This window comes from Dietzia sp. NPDC055877 (assembly GCF_053615975.1).
The window spans coordinates 1-25,823 of sequence record NZ_JBSHCV010000007.1 but is presented as its reverse complement, the minus strand read 5'-3'; the positions used below and the strand labels follow the sequence as shown (position 1 = coordinate 25,823).

22 protein-coding genes are annotated in these 25,823 nt (G+C 70.9%); 11 read left to right on the top strand and 11 right to left on the bottom strand.

Annotation, left to right across the window (positions count from 1 at the left end):
* Nucleotides 1-2: 2 nt before the first annotated feature.
* The 3 genes from narJ to ACWGLC_RS09845 are packed head-to-tail and all read left to right on the top strand — an operon-like array spanning nucleotide 3 to nucleotide 2,573.
* The gene (gene narJ / locus ACWGLC_RS09855) at nucleotides 3-725 is read left to right on the top strand and encodes a nitrate reductase molybdenum cofactor assembly chaperone (RefSeq protein ID WP_452099741.1); all 723 of its coding nucleotides are present in this window, start codon (nucleotides 3-5) and stop codon (nucleotides 723-725) included.
* Complete coding sequence (gene narI, locus ACWGLC_RS09850; RefSeq protein ID WP_230930907.1) at nucleotides 722-1,543, top strand: respiratory nitrate reductase subunit gamma; 822 nt, start codon at nucleotides 722-724, stop codon at nucleotides 1,541-1,543. Before narJ ends, narI begins: the two co-directional genes overlap by 4 nt.
* The gene (locus ACWGLC_RS09845; protein ID WP_452099740.1) at nucleotides 1,527-2,573 is read left to right on the top strand and encodes a tellurite resistance/C4-dicarboxylate transporter family protein; all 1,047 of its coding nucleotides are present in this window, start codon (nucleotides 1,527-1,529) and stop codon (nucleotides 2,571-2,573) included. The genes narI and ACWGLC_RS09845 overlap by 17 nt, the downstream gene beginning before the upstream one ends.
* 31 nt (nucleotides 2,574-2,604) lie before the next feature.
* Here ACWGLC_RS09845 and ACWGLC_RS09840 read toward each other — a convergent pair whose 3' ends face one another.
* The 7 genes from ACWGLC_RS09840 to ACWGLC_RS09810 form a co-directional block, all read right to left on the bottom strand.
* Nucleotides 2,605-3,345 carry a hypothetical protein gene (locus ACWGLC_RS09840; protein WP_452099739.1) on the bottom strand — a complete coding sequence of 247 codons (741 nt, stop codon included), beginning with the start codon at nucleotides 3,343-3,345 and terminating at the stop codon, nucleotides 2,605-2,607.
* A 127-nt stretch (nucleotides 3,346-3,472) separates the two neighbouring features.
* Nucleotides 3,473-4,378: a VOC family protein gene (locus ACWGLC_RS09835; protein ID WP_452099738.1), complete on the bottom strand. Its 906-nt coding sequence runs from the start codon at nucleotides 4,376-4,378 to the stop codon at nucleotides 3,473-3,475.
* A 208-nt stretch (nucleotides 4,379-4,586) separates the two neighbouring features.
* Complete coding sequence (locus ACWGLC_RS09830) at nucleotides 4,587-7,280, bottom strand: multicopper oxidase domain-containing protein (protein WP_452099737.1); 2,694 nt, start codon at nucleotides 7,278-7,280, stop codon at nucleotides 4,587-4,589.
* Nucleotides 7,281-7,313: 33 nt separating this feature from the next.
* On the bottom strand, nucleotides 7,314-8,120 hold the full coding sequence (locus tag ACWGLC_RS09825) for a molybdate ABC transporter substrate-binding protein (protein ID WP_452099736.1): 807 nt from the start codon (nucleotides 8,118-8,120) through the stop codon (nucleotides 7,314-7,316).
* A 3-nt stretch (nucleotides 8,121-8,123) separates the two neighbouring features.
* Nucleotides 8,124-8,387, bottom strand: a complete 264-nt coding sequence (locus ACWGLC_RS09820) for a MoaD/ThiS family protein (protein ID WP_344992743.1) — start codon at nucleotides 8,385-8,387, stop codon at nucleotides 8,124-8,126.
* Between the two features lie 31 nt (nucleotides 8,388-8,418).
* A complete protein-coding gene (moaA, locus tag ACWGLC_RS09815; RefSeq protein ID WP_452099735.1) occupies nucleotides 8,419-9,465 on the bottom strand; it encodes a GTP 3',8-cyclase MoaA in 1,047 nt (348 codons plus the stop codon).
* Between the two features lie 35 nt (nucleotides 9,466-9,500).
* A complete protein-coding gene (locus ACWGLC_RS09810) occupies nucleotides 9,501-10,862 on the bottom strand; it encodes a uracil-xanthine permease family protein (RefSeq protein WP_452099824.1) in 1,362 nt (453 codons plus the stop codon).
* 206 nt (nucleotides 10,863-11,068) lie between these two features.
* Here ACWGLC_RS09810 and ACWGLC_RS09805 point away from each other — a divergent pair, with 206 nt between their 5' ends.
* From ACWGLC_RS09805 to poxB, 4 genes are all read left to right on the top strand, one after another.
* Nucleotides 11,069-12,322: a molybdopterin molybdotransferase MoeA gene (locus ACWGLC_RS09805; RefSeq protein WP_452099734.1), complete on the top strand. Its 1,254-nt coding sequence runs from the start codon at nucleotides 11,069-11,071 to the stop codon at nucleotides 12,320-12,322.
* Nucleotides 12,323-12,679: 357 nt separating this feature from the next.
* Nucleotides 12,680-13,336 carry a TetR/AcrR family transcriptional regulator gene (locus ACWGLC_RS09800; RefSeq protein WP_452099732.1) on the top strand — a complete coding sequence of 219 codons (657 nt, stop codon included), beginning with the start codon at nucleotides 12,680-12,682 and terminating at the stop codon, nucleotides 13,334-13,336.
* Nucleotides 13,333-15,048, top strand: coding sequence for an MDR family MFS transporter (locus ACWGLC_RS09795; protein ID WP_452099731.1), 1,716 nt, complete (start codon nucleotides 13,333-13,335; stop codon nucleotides 15,046-15,048). Before ACWGLC_RS09800 ends, ACWGLC_RS09795 begins: the two co-directional genes overlap by 4 nt.
* A gap of 54 nt (nucleotides 15,049-15,102) precedes the next feature.
* Nucleotides 15,103-16,821: a ubiquinone-dependent pyruvate dehydrogenase gene (gene poxB / locus ACWGLC_RS09790; RefSeq protein WP_452099730.1), complete on the top strand. Its 1,719-nt coding sequence runs from the start codon at nucleotides 15,103-15,105 to the stop codon at nucleotides 16,819-16,821.
* Nucleotides 16,822-16,924: 103 nt separating this feature from the next.
* On the opposite strand, the gene ACWGLC_RS09785 is transcribed toward poxB, so the two are convergent.
* The 3 genes from ACWGLC_RS09785 to ACWGLC_RS09775 are packed head-to-tail and all read right to left on the bottom strand — an operon-like array spanning nucleotide 16,925 to nucleotide 19,257.
* The gene (locus ACWGLC_RS09785; protein ID WP_452099729.1) at nucleotides 16,925-17,596 is read right to left on the bottom strand and encodes a TenA family protein; all 672 of its coding nucleotides are present in this window, start codon (nucleotides 17,594-17,596) and stop codon (nucleotides 16,925-16,927) included.
* A gap of 12 nt (nucleotides 17,597-17,608) precedes the next feature.
* The gene (locus ACWGLC_RS09780; RefSeq protein WP_452099727.1) at nucleotides 17,609-18,214 is read right to left on the bottom strand and encodes a class I SAM-dependent methyltransferase; all 606 of its coding nucleotides are present in this window, start codon (nucleotides 18,212-18,214) and stop codon (nucleotides 17,609-17,611) included.
* On the bottom strand, nucleotides 18,211-19,257 hold the full coding sequence (locus ACWGLC_RS09775; RefSeq protein WP_452099726.1) for an AraC family transcriptional regulator ligand-binding domain-containing protein: 1,047 nt from the start codon (nucleotides 19,255-19,257) through the stop codon (nucleotides 18,211-18,213). The genes ACWGLC_RS09780 and ACWGLC_RS09775 overlap by 4 nt, the downstream gene beginning before the upstream one ends.
* A 118-nt stretch (nucleotides 19,258-19,375) precedes the next feature.
* Between ACWGLC_RS09775 and ACWGLC_RS09770 the strand changes: the two genes are divergently transcribed.
* Nucleotides 19,376-21,652, top strand: coding sequence for a fatty acid desaturase (locus ACWGLC_RS09770; protein ID WP_452099725.1), 2,277 nt, complete (start codon nucleotides 19,376-19,378; stop codon nucleotides 21,650-21,652).
* 1 nt (nucleotide 21,653) lies between these two features.
* Here the strand turns inward: ACWGLC_RS09770 and ACWGLC_RS09765 are convergent, their stop codons facing one another.
* A complete protein-coding gene (locus tag ACWGLC_RS09765) occupies nucleotides 21,654-22,742 on the bottom strand; it encodes an NADH:flavin oxidoreductase/NADH oxidase (protein ID WP_452099723.1) in 1,089 nt (362 codons plus the stop codon).
* A 93-nt stretch (nucleotides 22,743-22,835) separates the two neighbouring features.
* Between ACWGLC_RS09765 and ACWGLC_RS09760 the strand changes: the two genes are divergently transcribed.
* Genes ACWGLC_RS09760 through ACWGLC_RS09750 form a run of 3 tightly spaced genes read left to right on the top strand, consistent with a single transcriptional unit; the run spans nucleotide 22,836 to nucleotide 25,730 of the window.
* A complete protein-coding gene (locus tag ACWGLC_RS09760) occupies nucleotides 22,836-24,221 on the top strand; it encodes an MFS transporter (protein WP_452099722.1) in 1,386 nt (461 codons plus the stop codon).
* A 46-nt stretch (nucleotides 24,222-24,267) separates the two neighbouring features.
* Nucleotides 24,268-25,284 carry a bifunctional molybdenum cofactor biosynthesis protein MoaC/MoaB gene (gene moaCB / locus ACWGLC_RS09755; protein ID WP_452099720.1) on the top strand — a complete coding sequence of 339 codons (1,017 nt, stop codon included), beginning with the start codon at nucleotides 24,268-24,270 and terminating at the stop codon, nucleotides 25,282-25,284.
* Entirely contained in the window at nucleotides 25,284-25,730 is a 447-nt protein-coding gene (locus ACWGLC_RS09750; RefSeq protein WP_452099719.1) for a molybdenum cofactor biosynthesis protein MoaE, read from the top strand. Before moaCB ends, ACWGLC_RS09750 begins: the two co-directional genes overlap by 1 nt.
* The last annotated feature ends 93 nt before the right edge of the window (nucleotides 25,731-25,823 follow it).

Sequence of the window (25,823 nt, the reverse complement as noted above, 5' to 3'; positions counted from 1 at the left end):
CCGTGGCGTCGCAGTTCCTCGCCGGTACCGGCTTCGGTACCGATCTGTTCTCCCGGGTCCGCAGGGCGGTGATGCCCGGCTCCTCCCCGGCCGTCGGCCGCGGGGCGCCGGAGGACCGCTCGCTCTATCAGGCTGTCTCGCTCCTGTTGGACTACCCGACCCCCGAGCTCCTCGAGCGGCTGCCGCTCATCCGCGAACTGGTCGACGACCGGGGGGACGTCGCACGGCCGCTGCTCGGCCTGGTCGACCACCTCGAGTCGACGCCGCTGGGTGAGACGCAGGAGGAGTACGTCGAGACGTTCGACCTGCGTCGTCGCTGCTGCCTGTACCTGACCTACTTCCGCTACGGCGACACCCGCAAGCGCGGCACGGCGCTGGTGGAGTTCGTCGAGGCCTACAAGTCGGCCGGCGCCCGGTTGGACGCCGCGGAACTGCCCGACCACCTGGGCGTGCTCCTCGAGTTCGGGGCCCAGCACGATCTCGACCGGTGCCGGGCTCTGCTCGTCCAGCACCGCCCCGGTCTGGAGTTGCTCCGGATCTCCCTGACCGACCGGGGGTCCGCCTGGGCCGGCGCCCTCGAGGCGGTCTCGGGCACGCTCCCGCCGATCGGCGGCGACGACCGCGATGCCGTCCGCCGACTCGTCGCCCAGGGGCCGCCCGACGAAGAGGTCGGGCTCGAAGCGTTCACCTCCTCGTCCTACCTGGAAAGCGGGGCCCGGCCATGACCGAGACGACCACAGTCGACGCGACGATCCTGGACATCGTCCTGTGGGTGGTCCTGCCGTACGTGTGCCTGGCGATCTTCGTGGTCGGCCACTGGTGGCGGTACCGCTACGACAAGTTCGGGTGGACAACCCGCTCGAGCCAGCTCTATGAGTCCCGCCTGTTGCGGTGGGGGAGCCCCCTGTTCCACTTCGGCATCCTGGCCGTGGTCGCGGGCCACTTCATCGGGCTGGTGATCCCGGAATCGTGGACGCACGCGATCGGCATCACCGAGACCGGCTACCACTGGATGGCGGTGTCGCTGGGGGTCGTCGCCGGGTTCTGCACGCTCGTCGGACTGGCGATCCTCATCTACCGTCGTCGCACGGTGGGGCCCGTCTTCTCCGCGACCACCGCCAACGACAAGCTGATGTACTTCTTCCTCACCGTGACGATCCTCTTCGGACTGGCCAACACGGTCGTCGGCAACATTCTCAGCAGCTACAACTACCGCGCCGACCTGGCCGTCTGGTTCCGCGGCATCTTCTGGCTGCACCCGGACCCCGTACTCATGACCGACGCGCCCTTCACGTTCAAGGCCCACGCGATCCTGGCGTTCCTACTGTTCGCGATCTGGCCGTTCACCCGTCTGGTGCACGTGTTCTCCGCGCCCGTCGGGTACCTGTGGCGGCCCTATGTCGTGTACCGCTCGCGTCCGTCGGGCCAGTTCGGCAACCGCCCCTACCGCCGCGGCTGGATGCGCGAGGACGTCGGCGACGTGAGCCGACAGGTCGGCGAGGGCCGTGCCCGGTCGGGTTCGAGCCGTGCCGCACGCCACTAGGACATCGCCCGGCCGCCGCCTCCCGACCCCCGAGCGGCTGTCCCCCGGCTACTTCGCGCTGGTCATGGCGACGGGCATCGTCGCGATCGGGGCGGATCTGCGCGGGTGGCACACCCTGTCCCTGATCCTGCTCGTCCTCACGGCGGTCGAGTACGTCGTCCTCGTCGTACTCAATCTGTGGCGGTTGCTCGCCTATCGCACCGAGGTCGCGGCCGACCTCCACGACTCCCGCCAGGCCTTCCTGTTCTTCACCTTCGTGGCCGGGACCAACGTCCTCGCGGCCGGGCTCGCCGGCCACGGTCTCTTCGGCGTGGCGGCGGTCCTGCTGGTCGTCGCCACCCTCGCCTGGCTGATCCTCGGCTACTCCGTCCCCTGGGTCGCCGTCCTGGCCCGCACGGAGCGGTCCGTGCTGACGGAGGCGAACGGCACCTGGTTCATCTGGGTGGTGGCCGCCCAGTCCGTGGCGGTCGGCGCGGCCACCCTGGAACCCCACTTCGAGGCCGGCCGCGACGCGCTCGCGATCCTCGCGGTAGCCGCGTGGTCGGTCGGCGTCGTCCTCTACGTGGCCTGCGCTGTCTACGTGTCGCTGCGGCTCATGGTCTACCCGTTCGACCCGCGGGAACTCGACCCGCCGTACTGGGTGTCGATGGGCGCGGTGGCCATCACCGTGGTCGCGGGGGCACGCATCGTGGAGATGTCCAGCGCGCCGATGGTCGACGCCGTACGCGGCCTGGTCGCCGGCCTCGTGGTGGTCTTCTGGTGCTTCGCCACCTGGCTCATCCCCGTCCTCGTGGCGGTCGGCTACTGGCGGCACCGCGTGCGCGGCGTGCCATTTCGCTTCGAGCCCACCTGGTGGTCGATCGTCTTCCCGCTGGGCATGTACGCAGTGGCGGGAATGTACCTCGGTCGCGCCGATCAGCTGCCCATCGTCGCCTGGATCGGTCAGGCCTGGATGTGGGTCGCGGTCACGGCGTGGACCGGCACGTTCGCCTGGATGATCCGGTCAGTGGCGTCGCGCCTGCGCCGCTGACCGTCGGCCACGCCCGGTCACCACCCCGCGGTCACGACTCGGCCGTGCACCCGCCGTCCAGCGAGGCCGAGCCGGTGGACCCGGCCGCGCTGCCGGCCATGCTGCCGGTCGACTCGCCGCCCGTACTGCCCGCGGCACTGAACAGGCCGCTCACGGGGATCCCGCCTTCGCACTCGCCGGGCTCCGGCTCCGGCTCGGGCTGCGGCTCCGGCACGGTGAGCCGCCACTCGATGGCCGTCTGGACACGCGCCCCCTGGGTCTCCCTGCCCGCATCGGGATGCAGCCCCACGCTGTCGACGATCCGCACCTGCTCCCGCGGTGCCAGTTCCACCGAGTTCAGCACGGTGCCCACCTCGACCGCCGGGCCGTAGGTGTGCTCGAGGAAGTCCTCCCCGTAGTACGTGTAGCGCACGCCGACATCGTCCCCGAAGTCCGACTGGACGGTGAACAGCGAGTTGGCGGACGAGGACCAGTCACCGATGAATGTCTCGAACGTCCCGGGCACCGAGTCGGCGTTGCGGACGTAGTAGTGGCGTTCAACCACCGCGCCCGGGGAGAGGTTCCCCCCGCTGAACGGCGGCAGCACGGCGCTCGGATCCTCAGACCACGTGATCCCGTCGGCGGAGAACTCGAATATGCCCGGTGTGGGAGCCGGCTCCCCCGTCTCCTGCGCCGAGGCGGTCCCCGCCCCGGACAGCAGCATGGACAGCGCGAGCGCGAGGGTGCTCACGATCGCCGCGAGTACCACCGTCACCCGTGTTCTGCCACTCACGATTTCCCTGACACCACGTCGCTGGCTGTTCACCCGACATCACCTCTCTGCGCCGCCGACCGGCCGGGCGCCGGGTCAGTCCTCCCTGAAGCTAGGTCAGAACGCCCGCCCCGGGGCCGGTTCGAGATCAGGCACCCGCGGGGGCGACCTGGATGAGGGTGCCCCACGGGTCGTCGAAACGCAGTGTGCGACCGTCGTGCCGCACCTCGATTCGATGATCGACCAGTCGCTGCTGCAGCGCGGCGACGTCGTCGTCATCGGGCAGGTCGATGTTCACCTGCCCCAGACCCAGGGCGGCGGCGCGGGGCCCGGCTCCCGCGGTGCCCCAGGTATTGACGGCAACATGGTGGTGGTACCCGCCGGCCGCGATGAACAGCGCAGTCCCGAGGTCACTCATGACCTCGAACCCGAGGGCGTCCACGTAGAAGTCGCGGGCCACGCCGATGTCACCGACCTGCAGGTGGACGTGCCCGAGCGTGGCCGGCGGCGGCGCGACCGGCCGTTGCGGGAGATGGGCGCGCAGAAACGCGTTGGGGTCCAGGGCGTTGGTCGCGGTCTGGAGCAGGCCGTTGCCGTCGCGCTGCCAGGTCTCCCGGGGGCGGTCCACGTACAGCTCGACGCCGTTGCCCTCGGGGTCGTCGAAGTAGAAGGCCTCACTGTAGAGATGGTCGGAACTACCGGTGAACGACTGCGGTGCGAGTCGTGCCACCGACGCCGCGGCGAACGCGAGCGACTGACGGTCCTCGAAGAGCACGGCGGTGTGGAACAGCCCCGCCTCCCCGGGTCGCCGCGGCGGCAGATCGCGGACGCGGCGTAGGCGCACGAGCGGCTGTCCGCCCCGGCCGAGCTCCGCGGTCTCACCCGACTGCTCGAGCACGTCCAGGGTCACGCCGCGGGAGTAGAAGGCGATCATCGCGTCGAGGTCGCGGACCAGGAGTTCCACGGCGCCCATGCGGGCATCGGCGGGCAACAGTCGGTCGGCGGGGCGTTCGACGAGGCTGCGCGGATCGGGGTTCTGGACGAAGACGGGCATGACAACTCCTGCGTTACGGACGACTGCGATTTTTGATGATGTATCACCTACATTAACCGATGGGTCTGCCCGCTTATTCCCCGCGCACGAGACTCCCGGGTCACCCATCGCGCAGAGACTTCCGCACGCATTGCCCGAGTGCCGACGTGCGAAACCCACTTATCGATGCTGCCGCCGCGCAGTCGCGAGCGCGGATGCCGCTGTCGGGTCAGCCGGTGACGTCGATGAAGCCCGTCGCACCCTTCTCGGCGTCGGCGAACGAATGGTCGACGAACGTGTACCGGCCCGGCTCGACGAAGGTCATCTCCACGAACCCGCCCTGCGCGGGCGAGAGGTCCAGCGCCTGCGCCCCGCCGCTGCCGCCGCCGAACGCGTCGCGGCCCTCACGCAGCAGGTAACCGCCCTCTTTGTAGACGGTGTCGAACTGCGAGCCCACCACGTGGAAGCTCGTACCGTCGCTCGGCCCGGCCACCACCACCCAGATCCGCACCGTCTCGCCGACGCGCGCGGTGAGCGGGTCACGGCGGTACTGGGTTGCGTGCCCGTTGAACATCACCAGATCCGGTTGCCGGGCGGCGATCTTGTCCATGTCGAACGGCTCGTCCGGCCCGCCGAGGTACGACTCGGACTGCACCAGCACGTACTCACGGTCGACCGGCGGCAGATCCGGCGGGTCCACGATGAGCGCGCCGAACAGCCCCGCGGCGACGTGTCCGGTCATCGGCATGCTGGCGCAGTGGTAGAGCCAGGCACCGGCGCGGTTGACGGTGAACCGGTACTCGAGTTCCTCCCCGGGCGGGATCGTGCGCATCACCTCGTCGGGACTCACGTCGCCGGCGTGGAAGTCGATCGAGTGCCCCATCGTGCCCTCGTTGCGCAGCGTCACCACGAACTCGTCGCCGACCCTGCCCCGCAGCGTCGGCGCCGGTAGCCCGCCGTTGTAGGTCCACACGGGACGCACCACCCCGGGGGCGAGCTCGTCGGTCGTCTCCTCGACGGTGAGCGTGACGCGGTGGACGCGCCCGGGCGGCGCGGCGGCCAGCACGGGGTCGCGGGTCGCGAAGTCGTCCGACGGCGGCGCCATCACGTCGATCGCCGAGGTCGGGGCGCCGCCGTGCGTGGTGCGGTCACCGGGGACGGAGCCGGGCCACGAGGGGGCGCCGAAATCTTCGAGGGTGCCGGAGCCAGCGCCAGAGCCGCCTTCGACCAGCACGCTGAAGGTCATACCCATCGCCTTGTGCCCGGCGATCGTGCACCAGCCCTCGAGCGAGCGGCCGATCACCCCGGCGTCGAACGTGACGGTCTCGCCCGGGCCGACCCGGCCCGAGTCGGCGCCGTTGGTCAGGTACAGGTCGTGGATGTTGGTCTCGTCGCGGTTGGTGAGGGTGATCTCCAGCCGGTCCCCGGCGGGGATCGTCACGGTGTCGGGGAAGAACCGCATGCCGTCCGCGGCGACCTCGACGGACGTGGTGTTGCCGGTGGGGGTCACGGCGACGGCCTCGCCGCCGCGGCGCAGCGGCGAGGAGGGGTCGACGGCGAGGGCGGCCCCCGTGGCGAGCACCACGACCAGGACCGCGGCCAACGCGCCGGTCAAATTGCGCTGCTTCCCCGGCGCGATCGGCGGCCGGGGCGTGTCCGCGCTGACCCGGGCGGGCTTCTCCCCCGCCTCGCGCGCCGCCGCGGTCTCGCGGATGACCCGCAACTGGGCGCGGACCGCGCGGATCATCACCGGGAGGAACAGGACGAAGCCCAGGAACGTCAGGGACGAGCCCACGACCCGGGTCCAGCTCGTTCCGCCGGGGGCGAGGAACACGAGCAGGCCGGCGTTGACCAGCACCAGCCGGAACACGGCCAGGCGGTTCATCTCGATCATGCCGGCCCGCACCGCGGCGGGACCGCCTCGCATCACGGTGGGCATGAGGAAGCTCATCGCCCCGAACAGGATCTGGGCGGCCGCCCCGGCCAGGAGTGGCACGGTCACGGCGCCGAGGTCCTCGACACGGTCCGCCGCGACCAGTAGGGCCGCCCAGCCCACCGCGACCGGGAACCAGATCAGGCCGCAGCCGATGCTCATCGACGCGAACTCCCGCGGCGGCGTCCGGCGCGCCATGCGGGCGAGATAGTAGAGGTGCCAGAGGACGGCCCCCAGGTACACGACCATCGCCGCGGCCGTGACGATCCACGCGCCGGCCAACGAGGCCGCGGCCACCGCGACGACGGAGACCGACAGCACGACGAGCGACTGCGTGGCCGCCGTGTCCTGCCCCTCCGCCATCGGCGCCCGCAGGACGGTCGCCCAGAAGGTCACCAGGGTGGTGAGCACGGTGATGCCGACGAAGCCCAGCACATTGACCGCGAGGTGGAACGCGTGCAGCCGGACGGACCACTCCGCGGGGACGCCGACCCCCATGAACGCGCCGGCCACCGCTCCCGCGGGAAGGAACGCCGCCGCGATGGCGTAGTACTTCACGATGGGCCGGAAGCGGGACGGGGCGGCGGCCCGGATCTGCCGGACCAGGTCCACGATGTACCAGCACACCGCCCCGCCGACGACAGCCGCGCCCGCGATGATCGCCACCGGGAACGCGGCGATCATGCCCACCACCAGCACCACGACACCGGCGTTGAGCACCATGATCCGGCGCACCTGCACACCTCGGGCACTCTCCGGGGATCGCCGGTGCAGCAGTGTCTCGGTGAAGTGTTGCCCCCACACGAGGATCGAGTTGGTGATCAGCCCCAGCGTGAACATGTGGACGAGCACCCATGTGGAGGCCGGAACCCAGCGGTGGACCACGCCCAGGATCACCAGGGCGATCATCCACAACTGGACCGGCCGGGTCGCCCGCCGGTGCCACGATCCCCTACGCCGAGACCCGGCCTGCGGTTCAGCGGTGCTCATGGGCCCCCAGTCTAAGTTCTCGTTGATACCGGCTCAGCCGGAGACCGCCTCAAGCCCCGAGTTGAGGAGCGCGCTGCGTCCGCGGCTGGAGAGCACCAACTCGACGAATCTGTCCGACGCGGCCGCCTTCGCCTCGGAGGACGGGCCGTCCTCGCCGCCGGGCACCCGGGCCAGAACATAGCTGGTCGTGCCGGAGGCCTGCTGGAGTTCGCGGTCCCGCGGGTCGACGTCCACCTCCTCGACCCAACCGTGCGAGCTGGCCACGTCGGTCCGGTAGATGATCCCCACGTCGGCGTCGTTGTCCGCGAGCTGGGCGGCGAGCGCCCGGGACCCGGCGATCCGTTCGACGTCGACCGGGTCCTCCCCCGCCGCCGTCAATAGGGTGTCGGCGGCCTGGCCACAGGGCACCTCCACATCGCAGAGCCCCACCCGCAGGCCCTCCCGGTCGAGATCCTCCAGGCCGGAGACGTCCTTGGGGTTGCCCGACGGCACCGCCAACACCACGTGATTGCGTGCGAAGACGCGCGGGTCCACCGCCGCCCCCTCCGCCACGACCCTCTGCATCGCCTCCTCGCTCGCGGAGGCGAACACGTTGATGTCCGACCGCGAGCCGAGGCTCTTCGCGATCTCGCCTGACTTGCCCAGCTCGATGCTGACCCGCACCCCGGGATTGTCGGCCTCGAAGACGCTGATGATCTCCGTGAACGCCGCCGACAGCGACGGTGCGGCCGCCACGCCTATGGTGACGGCCTCCTCCTCGACTTCCTCACTCGCACAGGCCGCGGCCCCCGAGCAGGCGAGAACTGCGGTCAGGACGGCGAGGACCGGGCGCTGGCGCACGAGTCAGCCCCCGGCGAACGGCGGCAGTACGTCGACCTCCGAGACACCGGCGATCGAGGCGTGCGGGTCCCGGGTGGTCTCCTCGCCGACCAGGAAGGAGGACACGGTGACGATGCTCGCCAACGGCTCGCCGTGGCGCTCGCAGACCTCGCGGGCCAGCTCGCCGACGGTGGCGGCGTGCGTGTGCAGCCGTTCGCGGGCCGTGCCTGCCGCGTCTTCCGCCGCGGCGTAATAACCCACGGTGATCACTCTCGGATTACTGCTCACATCGCCGATGTTATCGCCTGACTCTGACACGTCACCCACCGATGGCTCCCATCGACCGCCGCGGCCGGTGGAACGCCGTGCCGCCGATCCCGTGACCGGCCTGCTTGCCCCACATCGCACCGCGCCATGCGTCGGCGACCTCGCGGTCCGGCGCCCCGGAGCGCAGGACCCCGAGCACGTCCGTCTCGTCGTCGCTGAACAGGCACGACCGGACCGTGCCCTCGGCGGTGAGGCGGGTGCGGTCGCAGGCGGCGCAGAAGTTCCGGGTGACCGTGGCGATCACACCGACCGTCGCGGGCCGCCCACCCGCAGTGTGCCCGGCCACCTCCCACAGTTCGGCCGGCGCCGACGGGTCGTCGCGACCCGCGGGGATCAGCTCGTACCGGGTCGACAGCGAGTCGAGCACCTCCTGAGCGGTGACCATCTCCACCCGCGACCAGGTGTTGTCCGCGTCGAGCGGCATCTCCTCGATGAAGCGCAGTTGGACACCCTCGGCGAGCGCCCACTCCAGCAGGTCGGGCGCCCCGTGCAGCGTGGCCCGCATGGGCACGGCGTTGACCTTGACCGGGTCGAGGCCCGCGGCCACCGCCGCGCGCACGCCGCGCAACACCGACGGCAGCCTGTCGCGCCGGGTCAGCGCGGCGAACTCGGCCCGGTTGACGGTGTCCAGCGAGATGTTGATGCGGTCCAGCCCGGCGTCGACGAGCCCGTCGATGCGGTGTTCGAGACCCACCCCGTTGCTGGTCATGGCGATCGGCAGGTCCGGGCACTCGGCGCGCGTGCCGGCGATGATCCGCTCGAGGTCCTGCCGCATGAGCGGCTCGCCGCCGGTGAACCGCACCTCGTGGACGCCCAGCTCGCGGTGCGCCAGGGCCACCAACCGGATGACCTCCTCGGTGGTCATCCTCGCCTCATCGGGGATCGGCGGCAGCCCCTCCTCCGGCATGCAATAGGTGCAACGGAGCGAACACTTCTCGGTGAGGGAGACCCGGAGGTCCCGGGCCACTCGTCCGAACGAGTCGACGAGCAGCGGCGTGGCGGGGCGCGGTGAGCGCGTTCCGATCTCGGAATCTGCCACGGCGACACCTCCAATCTTCGGTCGCTGCGGCCAGTCTAGGCCGGACCCGGATCCTCGACCTCCGGGTTGGGCCCGAGCAGGGTCATCTCGTGGATCTCGTCCCGCTCGGCCTGCGCGCGGAGCGTCGGCGCGATCACCCGGCCGAGGTGGTAACCCAGCACCACGACGAGAGTGCCCAGGGCGATGCCGCCGAGCTGGAACGAGTCCGTGATGTGCAGCGTGGTGTCACCCACTGCGATCACCACGCCCGCCGCGACCGGCACCAGGTTGAGGGGATTGCCGAAGTCGACCCGGTTCTCCTTCCAGATCTTGGCGCCGAGCAGGCCGATCATGCCGTAGAGCACCACCGTGATCCCGCCGAGCACGCCGCCGGGGGTCGCGGAGATCACGGCACCGAGCTTGGGGGAACATCCCAGCACGATCGCGGTCAGCGCGGCCACCACGTAGGCGGCGGTGGAGTACACCTTGGTCGCGGCCATCACGCCGATGTTCTCGGCGTACGTCGTGGTGGCCGACCCGCCGAACGAGGTGGCCAGCACGGTGCCGGCACCGTCAGCGGCCAGCGCGCGCCCCATGAGCCCGTCGGTCTCGGTGCGCGTGATCTCGCCGATCGCCTTGACGTGCCCCGCGTTCTCGGCGATCAGCGCGATCACCCCGGGCACCACCAGCAGCACGAACGCCAGCGAGAAGTCGGGCGCGTGGATACCCACCACGCCGGCGGCCTCGTCGGTCATGGGCGGCAGCCCGATCCAGGCCGCGTCGGCCACCCCGGACCAGTCGACGCGCAGGTGCTCGGTCACCTCGCCGGCGGTGGCGCTGAACGACGTGATGGGCCCGGTGAGTACGTCCAGCACCCAGGACAGGACGTAGCCGAAGATCAGCGCGAGGAAGATCGCGATCCGCCCCGCGAAGCCCTTGAGCCCGACGGTCATCCCGATCAGCACGATCATCACCGCCAACGCGACCCACTGGTCCTGCGGCCAGTACGTCTCCGCCACGACGGGCGCGAGGTTGAAGCCGAGCAGCATCACCACGGCGCCTGTGACGACCGGCGGCAGCACGGCCGTCACCACACGGCCGCCGACGAAGTGCACCACCAGGCCCACCACCAGCAGCGCCGCGCCGGCCACGAGCATTGCGCCGGTCACCTCGGCGCTCGTGCCGCCCTGCGCCCGGATCGCGGCGACCGCGCCGACGAACGCCACGGACGTGCCGAGGTAGCTGGGCACCTGCCCCTTGACCACCGCGAGGAACAGCAGCGTACAGACGCCGGAGAACAGGATCGCCAGCTGCGGGTTGAGCCCCATGATGATGGGGAACACGAACGTCGCGCCGAACATCGAGACGACGTGCTGCGCGCCGATGCCGATCGTGCGCGGCCAGCTCAGCCGCTCCATCGGGGCCACGACCTCGCCGGGCCGGATGTTCTTGCCGTCCCCGTGGACCGACCACAGGCCGGTGCGGGCGGACGTCGTATCTGGCGTTGTCGTCGTCGTCCTACCGTCGTTCTTCTTCTCCGCCACGTCTCACCTGTCACCCTTCACCGTCCGCGGACCGCCGCGCGCGGGCCGTAGGCACAGTACAACGCGGTTACCGTGGAGGCATGGCTTCCTCCCACAGCGACACCGCGCGCCCGTCCCCCGACGGCTACCGCGACCTCGTGCGCACGCACCTGGCGCCGATGTTGGCCCGCGCCGCGCAGTCCACCCGACTGCCGTTGGTGGCGTGCCCCGACTCGGTGCTGGCCCGCGACCTGCGCGCCGCGGTGGACCTGCCGTTGTTCGTGAACTCGCAGATGGACGGGTACGCGGTGCGGTCGGCGGATGTGGCCGCGGCGAGCCCCGACGCGCCCGCGCGGTTGCGGGTGGTGGGGGCGGTGCACGCCGGCCAGGGGCCGGGGCCGGGGGTCGACGACAACGAGGCCTGCAAGATCATGACCGGGGCGCCCGTCCCCGAGGGCGCGGACTGTGTCGTTCCCGTGGAGGACACCTCGCCGGACCCGGACGACGACTCGGCGGTGCTGGTGCGGGCACCTCGCGCGCGGGGCGAGTTCGTCCGGAGTCCCGGCGACGACGTCCGCACCGGTGACGTGGTGATCCCGGCGGGCGTGCAGCTCCGGGCGCGGCACCTGGCGGCGGCGGCCTCGCTGGGCGAGTCGGCGCTGGACGTGCGGCCGCGACCCCGGGTCGGTGTGGTGGCCACCGGTTCGGAACTGGTCGCGCCCGGGCGGCCGCTGGGGCCGGGGCAGATCTGGGAGTCCAACTCGCTGACCCTGACGGCCGCGCTCAAGGCCTGTGGCTGCGAGGTGACCGCGACGTTGACCAGCGGCGACGACCGCGACGAGTTCACCGCGGCCCTCGATTCCGCGGTCTCCGACGCGGACCTGGTGGTGACCGTGGGCGCGGTGTCGATGGGCGACGCCGAGGTGGTGCGGCAGGTGCTCGAGGGACGCGACGGAGCCCGGTTCGCGCCGATCGCCATGCAGCCCGGTGGCCCGCAGGGGATGTCGACGTGGCGGGACACGCCCGTGGTGTGCCTGCCGGGCAATCCCGTGAGCGCGCTGGTGTCGTTCGTGGTGTTGCTGCGGCCGGTCATCCTCGAGGCGGTGGGCCGGTCGCCGGTCCAGCCAGTGCGGGCCCGGCTCTCGCGCGATGTCACCTCCCCCGCCGGGAAGGTCCAGTTCCTGCGGGCGGCGCTCGGCCCTGACTCCGGCGCCGGCATCCCCGTCGCCGAGCCCGTTTCGGGCCCCGGCTCGCACCTGGTGGCCTCGATGGCCCGCGCTGACGTGCTGGTCGAGATCCCGGCCGACGTGACCTCGCTGGCCGCCGGGACCGAGGTCGAGGCGATTCCTCTGTAGGGTCCGCCCTGTCCGACCTCCCCGGGGACTCGCGCACCCTCTTTGCGCAGTTCCGCGGCACCTGCGCACCCATATTGCGACATTCAGGGCGCGAAGCTCCAGTCCACTTCCGGCCCTGCCTATCCCGCTCGACCAAGAGGTCGCGATCCGTGAGACCACGTCGCGTTTCGTGAAACCCGGTCGCATTCCTGCAGGCCTCTTCTCGGCCGATACCTGCAGGAATGCGATCGGTATGCGGGCCTCATGCGGCTGGCGGGAGCAGAACTCCGGTACAGCCAGAAGGCGCGTGACGAAGCACACGCTTTTGCACTGTCTGCAAACTTGCACAGACTGCAACTTGTGGCGCATCATCGTCTGGTGACCACCAAAGACCCCTCCGCCGAGCCGACGCCCACCGGCCTGCGTGAGGCGAAGAAAGCCCGCACCCGTGCCGGTCTGGCCCGCGCCGCGCTGCAGTTGGTCGCCGAGGAAGGCCTCCACGCCACGACCGTCGAGGCGATCGCCGCCCGCGCCGACGTCTCGCCCCGGACGTTCTTCAACTACTTCGACTCCAAAGACGAGGCGGTCGTCCACCTCGGTGCCGACCGCTTCCGCCGATTGATGCTCCGACTCTTCGCCGACACAACCGAGGCCACCGCGCCCGCCGCCAATCCGGTCCTGCGGATTCGCGACGTCATGTTGGACTTCCTCCGCGAGTCCGAGACCGACCCGGACGCCTCCGCCGACGACGACCTCGTCCGGGAAGCGCTCGAGCGCGATCCCTCCCTGTTCGGGGCGCTGCACACGTCGATGGCGGCGGTCGGCGCCGAGTTCGAGGCCGCAGTCACCAAGCACTACACATCAGTCGCCGACCGCGATCTGGCCCGTGTGGGCCTGAGCGTCGCGCTCGGCCTCACCCAGACGGCCATGCAGAGTGCCCGCGCCGGGCTCACCGACGTCCCCCTCACGGAGCTGGTCGCCCACTACTTCGGCCTCCTCCACACCGCATTCACCGATGAAAGGCCACTTCCTTGACCAGCACCTCCACGGCGCCACCCGCGCCTGTCGGGGACGACCCGATCACGCTCACCCCGCGTTCGGTCTGGATCATCTTCGGCGCCCTCATGGCGGGCATGTTCCTCGCCTCCCTCGACCAGTCGATCCTGGGCCCGGCCCTGCCGACCATCGTCGGCGAGCTCAACGGCGTCCAGCACCAGGCATGGATCATCACGATCTACATCCTCGCCGTGGCCATCACCATGCCGCTGTACGGCAAGTTCGGTGACCTCATCGGCCGTCGCAACCTCTTCCTGCTGGCGATCGCGATCTTCACCCTCGGGTCGATCGGATCCGGTTCGGCCGGCTTCTTCACCGACCCGGCCACCGAAGCGGGCTTCTGGGAGCTCGTCGCCTGGCGCGGCGTCCAGGGTCTGGGCGGCGGCGGCCTGATGATCCTGTCGCAGGCGATCATCGCCGACATCGTGCCCGCCTCCGAGCGCGGCAAGTACATGGGCCCGATGGGCGCCGTCTTCGGCATCTCGGCGGTCGCCGGCCCGCTGCTCGGCGGGTTCTTCACGGACACCGCCCACTGGCGCTGGTGCTTCTGGATCAACGTGCCGGTCGGCATCATCGCGTTCGTCCTGGCGTGGAAGTACATGAAGCTGCCGACCAAGCGCAGCACGGCCAAGGTGGACTACCTCGGCATCCTGTTCATGGTCCTGGGCACCGCGGGCCTGGTCCTGGTCACCGACCTCGGCGGCGACCAGCTGGCCTGGGACTCGCCGGGCATGATCGCGATGATCGCCGGAACCATCGCCAGCATCGTCGCCCTCGTGCTGGTCGAGCGCCGCGCCGAGGAGCCGATCCTGCCGCTGCACCTGTTCACCGGTCGTGTGTTCGTGGTGGCCACCGCTATCGCGTTCGTGCTCGGCGTGGCGATGTTCGCGGCGATCGGCTTCATCCCGACCTTCCTGCAGATGGCCACCGGAACCTCGGCCGCCGGCTCGGGCCTGCTCATGATCCCCATGATGGTCGGCCTCATGGCCACCTCGATCGGCTCCGGTATCGCCATCACCAAAACGGGCCGCTACCGCGTCTACCCGATCGTCGGCATGGCGCTGACCACGGCCACGGTCGCGGTGATGACCCAGATGACCGGCTCCACCCCGATCTGGCAGATCATGGCGATGCTGCTGTTCTTCGGCGCCGGCCTGGGCCTCGTGATGCAGGTGATCGTGCTGGCGGTCCAGAACGCGGTCGATCCGCGCGAGGTCGGCGTGGCCACGAGCTCGAACAACTACTTTCGTGAGATCGGCGCGGCGATCGGCACCGCCTGGTTCGGCTCGCTGTTCACGGGCCGGCTGATCGACAATCTCACTGACACGGTGGCCGCCAACCCGGAGCAGGCGATCGCCTCGGGGTTGAACCCGGGCGCCGTCACGCCGGCGTTCGTGGCGAACCTCCCCGAGCCGCTGCACCAGGGAATCGTGGACTCCTACGCGAATGCGTTGGCTCCCGCGCTCTGGTTCGTGGTGCCGGTCCTCGCCGTCGCCCTTCTGTTCGCGTTCTTCCTCCCCCAGGTCACCCTCAGCACCGAGGCCGGCATGATCGCGCGCGGCGAGGCCGTGTGGGACGACGGCTCCCTCGTGGAGGAGGGACAAACGGAGGGCGCGGCACCCGGCGCCGAGGTCGACGACGACGCCACCACCGCGACCGCACCCACTCCGACGGGCCCGCCCGGCTCGTGACGCGCGTTCCTCGATCGGTGTCCGCAGGCGGGCAGAGGTCGTAGGGTCGGCAGCATGGCACGTACCACGGTCGCTCGACACATCATCGACACGCTCAGCGCCTCGGGGGTCCGGCGGGTCTACGGACTACCCGGCGACTCGCTCAACGGCGTCACTGACGCCATCCGCGAGGTCGACGGCGTGGACTGGATGATCACCCGGCACGAGGAGGCGGCCGCGTTCGCCGCCTCCTCGGAGGCCGCGCTGACGGGGAACCTCACCGTCTGCGCCGGCTCCTGTGGCCCGGGCAACCTGCACCTGATCAACGGCCTGTTCGACGCCCAGCGCTCCGGGGTCCCGGTCCTCGCGCTGGCCGCGCACATCCCGTCGGAGGAGATCGGGACGGGCTACTTCCAGGAGACCCATCCGCAGGAACTGTTCCGCGAGTGCAGCGTCTACGTGGAGCATGTCTCGTCGGCCGAGCAGGCGCCGCGGCTGCTGCGGATCGCGATGCGTGCGGCCATCGAGAGGCGCGGGGTGGCCGTGCTCGTCCTGCCCGGTGACGTGGCGCTCGAGGAGATCACCGCCGAGGTGGCCGCCATCCGCCCCACCACCAGTGCGGTGGTCCCGGCCGAGGAGGATCTCGCTCGCGCCGCCCGTGTCCTCGACGGCTGCGAGGACGTGACGATCCTCGCCGGCGCCGGCTGCGCGGGCGCCCATGACGAACTGCTGCAGATCGCGGAGACGCTCAAGGCGCCGATCGTCCACGCGATGCGCGGCAAGGAATGGGTGGAACACGACAATCCCTACGACGTGGGGATGACCGGCCTGCTCGGGTTCTCATCGGGCTACCGCGCCATGATGGCCGCAGAGACCCTGCTGGTCCTGGGGTCCGACCTGCCGTATCAGCAGTTCTACCCGGACGCCACGGTCATCCAGGTCGACATCCGGGGCGAGCGGATCGGGCGACGCACGCCTGTCGAGGTACCGCTCGTCGGCGGTGTCGGGGAGACGATACGGGCGCTGCTCCCCAAAGTGCGCACGCACTCGGGCCGCAAGCACCTCGACGACGCCACAAAGCACTACGCCAAGACGCGGCGCACGCTGGACGACCTCGCCACGCAGTCGAAGCGGACCATCCACCCGCAGTACCTGACGCGGTTGATCGACGAGGCGGCAGACGACGACGCGGTGTTCCTGCCCGACGTCGGCAGCCCCGTCATCTGGGCGGCCCGCTATCTGACGATGAACGGGCGCCGACGGATCGTCGGGTCGTTCACCCACGGGTCCATGGCCAACGCGCTGTCGCAGGCGATCGGCGCCCAGGCCGCCTCACCCGGCCGACAGGTGATCGCGCTCGCGGGCGACGGTGGGCTGTCGATGCTGATGGGCGAGCTGCTCACGCTGGTCGAGCACGACCTGCCGGTCAAGGTGGTGGTGTTCAACAACTCCTCGTACAACTTCGTGGAGGTGGAGATGAAGGCCGACGGCTTCGTGAACTTCGGTACCGACCTGTCCAACCCCGACTTCTCGAAGGTGGCCGAGGCCTGCGGGCTCGCGGGGTTCCGGGCGGACAAGTCCAAGGACCTACCGAAGACCGTCAAGCAGTTCCTCGCCCATGACGGGCCCGCCCTGCTCGACGTGGAGGTGGAACGCCAGGAGCTCACGATCCCGCCGTCCATCAGCGCCGCCCAGGCCAAGGGATTCACGCTCTACTCGCTGCGCACCGTGCTGTCCGGCCGCGGCGACGAGCTGGTGGACCTGGCCAGGGCGAACCTGCGGCAGCTGTTCTGAGCCCTTGCCTCTGGCTCCTCGCCGCCGAGTGGTCTCACCGCTTCACACATCCCCAGGACGACTCCTTCTGCCACGGTGATTTGCGACCACGCGGCGTCGGAGCTTACCCCGCGCTGTCGAGAGCCTGCTGCCAGAAGTCGGCCTCCAGGCGCGTGGCCGTGCGGAACACCTCGGTGAGCTCGTCCAGCCGACGGTCGGACAGTCCGCCCGCCGCCAGGGCGTCGAGCTGGGCGGTCGCGGCGCGGGAGGCGGCGGTGAACTCCTCGCCGGAGTACTCGCTGATCCACTCGCGGTACGGGTGCTCGCCACCCTGTCCGCCGTGCTCGGCCAGCCGCGGCTGCAGCCTGGCGCCGATCTCGGCGTAGCCGATCGTGCACGGGGCCAGCGCAACGCTCAGGTCGAGCAGGTCCCCGGCCATCCCCGAGTCCAGGACGTAGCGGGTGTAGGCGACGGTGGCCTGCTTCTCGGGAGCGGCCTCGAGCTCGGCGCGCGGGATGCCCCATCGCTCCGTGAGCGTCAGGTGCAGCTCGGTCTCGGCAAGGATCGCCCCGGTCGCGGCGTGGGCGGCCTTGAGGTCGGCCAGTGTGCGGCTCTTGTACGTGGCCAGGGCGTTGGCGCGGGTGAACTGGACGAGGAAGTGGAAGTCCTGGACCAGGTAGTCCTGGAAGACCGGCAGCGGCAGGGTGCCGGCGCCGAGCCGCTCCACGAAGTCGTGCCGGGTGTAGGCGTCCCATTCGTCGCGGCAGCGGGTCTTCAGGGTCTCGAACAGTCTCAACTCGGGCCTCCTTCAGTGCTCGGTCGACAGGCGGGCGACGATCGCGCCGTGTGGCCGGTGCCCGGGCCCTGTCCTGGTGTAGGTCTCGATCACCTCGAAGTGTGCCACCCGCAGCCGCTCGGCCAGCGCTCCGATCGACCAGCGGTATGCAGGGGCCACCGCGTGGTCGAAGCGCTCGACGAGCTCGCCGTGGAAGAACCCGAGCAGCATCTGACCGCCCGGACGCAGGACCCGGGCGAATTCCGCGAGCGGTACGCCGATCCCCTCCGGTTGGTGGTGGATGATCGAGTACCAGGCGAGGACTCCGGATGCGCTCGCATCCCCGAGCGGCAGCGCGTCCAGGTCGGCCTGCTCGAAACGACACCCGAGATGGGCGGCGCGGGCATGATCCACGAACTCGCTGACGCCGTCGACGCCGCGGACGTCCACTCCCGCTCCCGCCAGGTGCGCCGTCCAGTGCCCGGGCCCGCACCCGGCGTCGAGGACCGGGCCGCCCACCTGACGCGCCCAGCGGGTCACCAGCTCGAGGTCGGCCGGGTGGACGGTCGAGATCGCCCCGAGGTGTTCGATGTACTCCCCCGCCCGCCGCGCGTAGGCCTCCCGCGCCTCCCTCGTCACAGGCCCCGCTCCCGGAGCCGGCTCGGAGACACGCCCTCCCAGCGGGTGAACGACCTGGTGAATGTCGCGGTCTCCGAGTATCCGAGCTCGCTCGCCACCTCGGACACCGCCGCGCCCTGGCCGAGCAGTTCGAGCGCCCTGCCGTGCCGCACCTCGTCGACCAGCCGCCGGAACGACGTGCCCTCCGCGGTCAGCCTCCGCCGGAGCGTGCGCTCGTCGACGTGCAGGTCGGCGGCCACGTCCGCCATGGACGGCCAGTCGCCCCGCTCGTGCCGCAGCCGGCTGCGCACCTGCCCGGCCACCCCGACGCGCGCCAGCCGTGCGTCCAGCACCTCTCGACACTGCTGCTCGAACAGCCGCGCGGTGTTCTCGTCCGCCTGCGGCAGCCGCTCGTCCAGGCGCTCGCGCGGGATCACCAGCCGGTTGGTCGCACACCCGGGAACCACGGCCGCCGGCTCGAGCCGCCACGCCTCCGCCAGCAGCGCCGCGCTCGCGGGCCCGAGCGTGGTCTCGATCCAGGCCAGCTGCAGGTCGATCTGCGCGCCACGAAACGCCGCCGCCAACCCGGCCAGGTCACGTTCCACCACGAAGGCGCGCACGTCGGGCGGGATCTCGTCGTCGGCGGCGACCGCGTACACGACCTCGTCGCCCTCCTCCAGCGCGAACCGCAGGTGCGTCGGCGACAGCGCGAGGTAGGGGATCGCCCGCTCGAGCGCCGCGCGCACGGTGGGTCCGGCGAGCATCATGAACCCGATCACGCCGGTCCGTCCGATCGTCGAATACGCCCCGATGCCGGCCCCCAGCCCGGGCAGGTCCCCGAGCTCGGCCAACAGATTGCGGATCACCGCGAACTCCTGATGTGCCCAGATCTGCGCGTTCTCATCCGCGAGATCAGGCGGCTGAATTCCGGTGCCGGCGAGACACGTCGTCGTCGTCATCCCCTGCGCCACGGCGCCTTCCACCATGATCCGCACGCCCTCCGTGCCGCGCGGCACGGCCCACACGGGCGACCCCGACGACGACAACGACGGCCACACAGTCATCGCCCGAACCTACCAACCCGCCCACCCGGTTGTCCGACTGTGCGTGTGTCCGAAAGTGCCAACTTATCGACCGGAAGCGCCATTCCGCCGACGCGGATGCGTGGCTACGGTCACAGTCATGACTCTCGCCGGCTCCCCTGACACCGCCACCGACACCGGGCTCGCGGCCGAGCTCGGCGCCCTCTACATCCGCGCCAAGGCCGCCGTGGGCGCCGAGGACCTGGCGCACATCCGCAACGTCACCGCCTACGGCGAGGCGATCGACGCCCGCCGCCGCGAACTGCTGCGCGAGGGCGGCCCCCGCGCGATCCGCCGCGCCACCGCACTGGAGATGGCGTACCGGCTCATGCAGTTCTCCGAGCTCGGCCACAACATCATCCACGGCAGCTACGACCACCTGCCGGACTGCGGCGAGTACCACTCCGACCGCTACCACTGGGACTTCAACGTCGACACCGACCAGTGGAAGACCATGCACCACGTGGGCCACCACCCCAACACCAACATCGTCGGCAAGGACCACGACCTGGGGTACAGCCTGTTCCGCGGCAGCGCGGGCCAGGACTGGTACGGCCACCACCTCGGCCAGGTCGCGATGATCTCTGCGCTGGCCGCGATGGCCCCGATCGCAGCGCCGTTCTTCCTGGCGAACATCGCACGGAAGGTCGAGGGACACGGGCTCTTCAGCTCGTACATGCTGCGCTCCCCCGCCCGGATCGCCGGCCGCGACGCCCGGCGCCGGTTCGTTGACGAGCCGTTCCGTTCGGGCTGGAAGCCGCTGCAGACGCTCGCCGCGAACTACCTCGGTGGGGTGACCGGCTACATGTCGGTCCTGTTCCTGGTGTTCATCGAGCACCACGCCGGTGAGCTCGAGCTGTTCACCGACCCCGGCCCCGACGAGACCGCCGACCAGTACTACGAGCGCCAGATCCGCGCGACCCGCAACTTCCTGCCCAGCGCGCAGATGGACGACGCACTCGCGCGGCTGCTCGAGGAGGAGGTGCCGTTCGAGAACCGGCCCGACCTGCGCATCTTCTACGGCGGGCTGGACACGCACGTCGAGCACCACCTGTTCCCGGACCTGCCGCCGTCGATGCAGCGCAAGATCGCGCCGGAGGTCCGGGAGATCGCCGCGCGGCACGGGCTGCCGTACCACGAGACGCCGCTACTGGAGACCGTGCCGCTCATCGCCAAAACGCTAACCGGACTGTCGGTGCCGTTCGGCGAGCGCGAGTTCTCTCGCCCCCGCGACCTGCTGCGCGACCCGGCTTCGCTCGTTCGCCGCGTCGCGGCCGGGCTGCGCTACCGGCGGCTGCCCGAGTCGCCCTACCTCGACAAGCCGCAGTTCCACAACGTGCCGGCGCGGGTCGTGGCGGCCACCCCGGTCGCCGACGGGCAGGCCCTGTCGGTGCGCCTGGCCCGCCCGCGCGGGTGGGATGACGTGCGGTGGGACGCCGGCGCGTACGTGTCGGTGCGCCAGATGGTCGACGACGACGAGCTGGTCCGCCAGTACAGCCTGGTCCACGACTCGGTCGGGCACGGCGTCGCCGGCGAGGCGGCGGCTGACCTGGAGTTCTGCGTCAAGCGCGTGGCTGACGGCCGCGTCTCCAACCGGCTGAACGACACCCTGACGCCGGGGGCCTACGTGACGCTCGTGGGCGTGCCGCAGTCCTCCGGCGACTTCGCCTTGCCGACCGCGGATAACGGCGTCGGCACACCGAAATCCCTGCACATCGCGGGCGGCGTGGGCATCACCCCGATCATCGCGCTGCTGCGCCGCCTCGCCCGCGACGCCGCAGACTCCCCCGCTGGCGCCGGCCCGGACGCGACACTGCTCTACTTCAACCGCGACGAACACTCGATCATCTTCGAGCCGCAGCTTCGCGAGCTGGCCCGCGACGCCGGGATCACGCTGCACCTGTTCACCGACGCCCCAGCCGCACGCGACGACCTGCGCACCGGTCGACTCGGCCCGGAGCTGCTGGCCGAACTGGTGCCGGATCTGGCCGAACGCGAGACCTACGTCTGCGCCCCGGCGGCGGTGATCGACCTCGCCCGCGAATGGCTGCGCGAGCTGGAGCAGCCCGCCGATCGCTTCCACGCCGAGTCGTTCACCGCGCCCGAGCTGGATCGGCCCGCCGACGACGGCAGCCGCTACACCGTCCGCTTCGCCCGCACCGGGACGTCTGTAGAGATCGACGGCGGCACCACCCTGCTGGAGGCGGCCGGGCGCGCCGGGATCCCGGTACCCACCGGCTGCGAGCGGGGCCTGTGCAAGGCGTGCGTCACCACCAAGCTCGCCGGCACCACCAGCGCCGAGCAGCCCGGCGTGCAGCAGGAGCGGATCACGGTCTGCAACTCGCTGGCCTCCTCGGACATCGAGCTGGATCTGTAGGTCAGTCCCACTTCCCCCGCGTGTACTGCGGAGGGTACGGGGCGTCGCGCCAGTCCAGGCCCAGCTCGGCGGCGGCCCGCTGCGGCCAGGCCGGCTCACGCAGGGCGACGCGGCCGAGGAACACCACGTCGGCGCGGCCGTCGACCAGCAGGCTCTCGGCGTACTCCGGGTCGCTGATCAGCCCGACCGCCCCGGCCAGCGCCGCCCCGGACGCCCGGACCTCCTCGGTCAGCGGCACCTGATAGCCCTGCTCGAGCGGCACTGGCGGCCGGTCGGGAGTGTTGGCGGCGGAGGAGACGTCGATCAGGTCCACGCCGTGATCGGTCAGTCGGCCCGCCAGCCAGCGCGAGTCCTCCGGAGTCCAGCCGCCCTCGACCCAGTCCGTCGCCGAGATGCGGACGAACAGGGGCTTGCCGCCCGGCCACACCTCGCGGACGGCGTCGCAGATCTCCAGCAGCAGTCGGGCCCGGTTGTCGCGCGAGCCGCCGTAGGCGTCGGTCCGCTCGTTGGACAGCGGCGAGAGGAACTCGTGGAGGAGGTACCCGTGGGCGGCGTGGATCTCCACCACGTCGAACCCGGCCTCGTCGGCGCGCCGGGCGGCGTCGGCGAACGCGGTGACCACCTCACGGATCCCGGCGGCATCCAGCGCCTCGGGGGTCGCCATGTCGCCGAACGGGATCGCCGAGGGCGCGACGGTGGGCCAGCCGCCCTCGGAGACGGGCATCGATCCTGAAGGCTGGCCGGGGAACGCCTTGTAGGTCGACGCCTTGCGCCCGGCGTGCGCCAGTTGGATCCCCATCGCCGCGCCCTGGGAGTGGACGAACTCCACGATGGGCGCCCACGCATCCCGCTGCCGGTCGTTCCACAGTCCGGCGTCCTCGGGGCTGATGCGCCCCTCCGGCACCACCGCGGACGCCTCGGCGATCAGCAGCCCGAACCCGCCCTGCGCCCGCGCCCCGAGGTGCACGAAGTGCCACGGGGTGGGCACGCCGTCCCGGGCGTCGCACGAGTACTGACACATGGGTGAGAGCCAGGCACGGTTGCGGATCTCGAGGTCACGGATACGGATCGGGTCGAAGAGCTGCGCCATGCCCGCTCGGCCGCCTGAACGCCGCCGACGGCACCCCCACTCGTGTCCGCACACCCTTTGACTTCGCCGTGACCAGCACATATGTTGCCGTGAATGTCCTCCACCCAGCCGGTCCCCGAGCGGCAGGCCTGGCTCGCGTTGACCGCTCTGTGCGCGGGCCTGTTCATCACGCTCATGGATCAGGCGCTCGTGGCCGTGGCGTTGCCGAGCATCCGCGAGGATCTGGACGCGAGCATCAACCAGACCGTGTGGGTGGTGGCCGTCTACCTGCTCGCCTTCGCCGCCCCGCTCCTGGTCAGCGGCCGGCTCGGTGACCGGTTCGGGCAACGCAACGTCTACCTGGCCGGGATGGCGGTCTTCACCGTCGCCGCCACCGCTGCGGCCTTCGCCCCCACGATCGAGCTACTCATCGCGGCCCGCGCCGTCCAGGGCGTGGGCGCCTCGCTGCTCAACCCACAGCCGCTGAGCATCATCCACCGGGTCTTCGCCTACGACCGACGGGGCGCCGCGATGGGGATGTGGAGCGCGGTCGCCAGCTCGGCGGGCCTGTTCGGCCCCATCCTCGGTGGCCTGATCGTGGGCTCCGCCGGGTGGCGCTGGGTCTTCGCCCTCTACATCCCGTTCGGGTTCCTGGCGTTCGTCCTGGTCGCCCTGCTGGTCCCGCGGCTGCCGACCGGCGTCGGCCGGATCGACCTGGTCAGCGCGGCGCTTGCCGTGGTGGCCGTGCTCGCCGTGACGCTCACCCTCCAGCAGGGCCCCGACCTCGGTTGGCCACTGTGGCTCTGGGCGGTCGTCGCCGCGGGGATCGCCGCAGCCGCGCTGTTCGTCCGGCGGCAGTTCCACGTCGGCCGCCGGGGCCTCGACGCCCTCGTGCCGCCGGCCCTGTTCGGCCACCGCAACTTCGCGCTCGGTTCGTTCTCGGTGTTCACGCTCGGTTTCGCCGTGTACTCGATGAACATCCCGATCATGCTGTTCCTGCAGACGTCGAAGGGCCTGTCCGCCGAGGTCGCGGGCCTGATGATGATCCCCACCGCCGTGGTCTCGCTGGTCCTCGCGCCGTACGTCGGCCGCCTCACCGACCGCACCGCCCCGGGCGTCGTCTCGACCACCGGTTTCGTGTCGATGATCGCCGCGATGCTGCTGTTCGCCGCCATGATGACCTGGCAGGCGCCGGTCCCGTGGCTGCTCGTCCCCCTGGTGCTGATGGGCGCGGCCAACGCGATGTGCTGGGCGGCCAACTCGGCGGTGTCGATGCGCAGCCTGCCGTCCGACCTGGTGGGCGCCGGCTCCGGCGTCTACAACACGTCGCGGCAGGTCGGCGCCGTGGTGGGCGCCGCCGCTCTAGGCGCGGTCATGCAGGTCGGCATCGCCCACACCGATTTCTCCACCGCGATGGGCCTCACGCTGGTCCTGCCCGCCCTCCTGCTCCTCGCGGGTGCGACCGCCGTCCGCCGCTTCCAGCCCGACTCACCCCACTGACCGACACGCCGCCCCGACCTGCACCGCGACGACTACCGTGGAGGCCATGGCAGACCCGCAGCTCACCCACCTCGACGCCGAGGGCCGCGTCCGCATGGTCGACGTCGGCGACAAGGCCGTGACCACCCGCACCGCCACCGCCGAGGGCGTCTTCCGCACCCGCCCCGAGGTGGTGACGATGGTCGACGGCGATGCGCTGGGCAAGGCCGACGTGCTGGCCACCGCGCGCCTGGCCGGGATCGGCGCCGCCAAGAAGACCTCCGAGCTGATCCCGTTGTGCCACCAGATCCCGCTGAACTCGGTGAAGGTGCATTTCGATCTCGACGCCGACGCGGGCGAGATCCGCGTCTCCGCCACCGCCAAGACCACCGGCCGGACGGGCGTCGAGATGGAGGCGCTCACGGCCGTCTCGGTGGCGGGCCTGACGTTGCACGACATGGTCAAGGCCGTGGATCCCCTCGCCACGATGGACGGGGTCCGACTGGCAGCCAAATCAGGTGGAAAGCGCGGCGACTGGACCCGGGAGTCCGACGACGACAACGCCGCCACCGACCAGAACGACCACCCGGCAGAACCCGCCGCGATCGGTGAGGGCCGGAGCGCCGTCGTCGTCGTCTCCTCCACCGCCGCCTCGCGCGGTGAGCGCGAGGACTCCACCGGCCCCGCCATCGAGTCCTGGCTGCTCGAGCGCAATTTCGCCCCGGTCGAGGTGCACGTGGTGGCCGACGCGGAGATCGAGGTGGCCGTCACCGAGCAGGTCCGCCGCTCGCCGGCTGCGCTGCTGACCACCGGCGGCACCGGCGTGGCCCCGGACGACCGCACCCCCGAGGCCACGGCGCCACACCTCACGCTGCAGCTGCCCGGTGTGGCCGAGGCGATGCGGGCACGCGGCATCGCCGCCACGCCGACGGCCGCGATGAGTCGCGGGGTGGCGGGCTTCGCCGGCCGTACGCTCGTGGTGAACCTGCCCGGCTCGACCGGAGGCGTGCGCGACGGCCTCGCCGTGCTCGACGACCTGCTCGAGCACCTGCTCGAGGTACATGCGAATGGAGGTGGGCACTGATGACCACATCTGTGCCACTGGCCCGGATCACCGACGCCGTGATCGATCCGCGTGAAGTCGAGCAGGAGGTCTGGACCACTGCCGACGGCGCGATGGTGACGTTCTCCGGGATTGTGCGCGATCACGACGGGGGGCGTTCCGACGTCCAGCACATCGAGTATTCGGCGCACCCGACGGCCGCGAAGATCCTCGGCCGACTGTGCGAGGAGATCGCCACCGAGACGAGCGGGCCGGCCGGCCGGGTGCGGGTGGGCGCCGTGCACCGGGTGGGAGTCCTGCCGGTCGGCGAGGTCGCGGTGGTCGTGGTGGCGGTCGCGCCACACCGGGCGGAGGCGTTCGCCGCGTGCTCCGAGTTGATCGAACAGCTGAAGCACGGGGTGCCGATCTGGAAGCGGCAGTTGTTCTCCGACGGGCTGTCGGAATGGGTGGGCGTCGGCGACTGCTGACGCCTCAGGCGGGCCGGTCGCGTCTGTCGGTTCCGGGCGGGTTGGTGAGGTATCCGTCGGGTGAGAAGAGTCTGTCGTTGAGGATGATCTCGA

Coding starts and splice junctions, on each gene's coding strand:
- narI (WP_230930907.1), top strand. CDS start 722: ATGACCGAGACGACCACAGTCGACGCGACGATCCTGGACATCGTCCTG.
- ACWGLC_RS09805 (WP_452099734.1), top strand. CDS start 11,069: ATGGCTTCCTCCCACAGCGACACCGCGCGCCCGTCCCCCGACGGCTAC.
- ACWGLC_RS09765 (WP_452099723.1), bottom strand. CDS start 22,742: ATGGCGCAGCTCTTCGACCCGATCCGTATCCGTGACCTCGAGATCCGC.
- ACWGLC_RS09760 (WP_452099722.1), top strand. CDS start 22,836: ATGTCCTCCACCCAGCCGGTCCCCGAGCGGCAGGCCTGGCTCGCGTTG.
- ACWGLC_RS09835 (WP_452099738.1), bottom strand. CDS start 4,378: ATGCCCGTCTTCGTCCAGAACCCCGATCCGCGCAGCCTCGTCGAACGC.
- ACWGLC_RS09750 (WP_452099719.1), top strand. CDS start 25,284: ATGACCACATCTGTGCCACTGGCCCGGATCACCGACGCCGTGATCGAT.
- moaCB (WP_452099720.1), top strand. CDS start 24,268: ATGGCAGACCCGCAGCTCACCCACCTCGACGCCGAGGGCCGCGTCCGC.
- ACWGLC_RS09775 (WP_452099726.1), bottom strand. CDS start 19,257: ATGACTGTGTGGCCGTCGTTGTCGTCGTCGGGGTCGCCCGTGTGGGCC.
- ACWGLC_RS09810 (WP_452099824.1), bottom strand. CDS start 10,862: ATGGAGCGGCTGAGCTGGCCGCGCACGATCGGCATCGGCGCGCAGCAC.
- ACWGLC_RS09830 (WP_452099737.1), bottom strand. CDS start 7,280: ATGAGCACCGCTGAACCGCAGGCCGGGTCTCGGCGTAGGGGATCGTGG.
- ACWGLC_RS09770 (WP_452099725.1), top strand. CDS start 19,376: ATGACTCTCGCCGGCTCCCCTGACACCGCCACCGACACCGGGCTCGCG.
- poxB (WP_452099730.1), top strand. CDS start 15,103: ATGGCACGTACCACGGTCGCTCGACACATCATCGACACGCTCAGCGCC.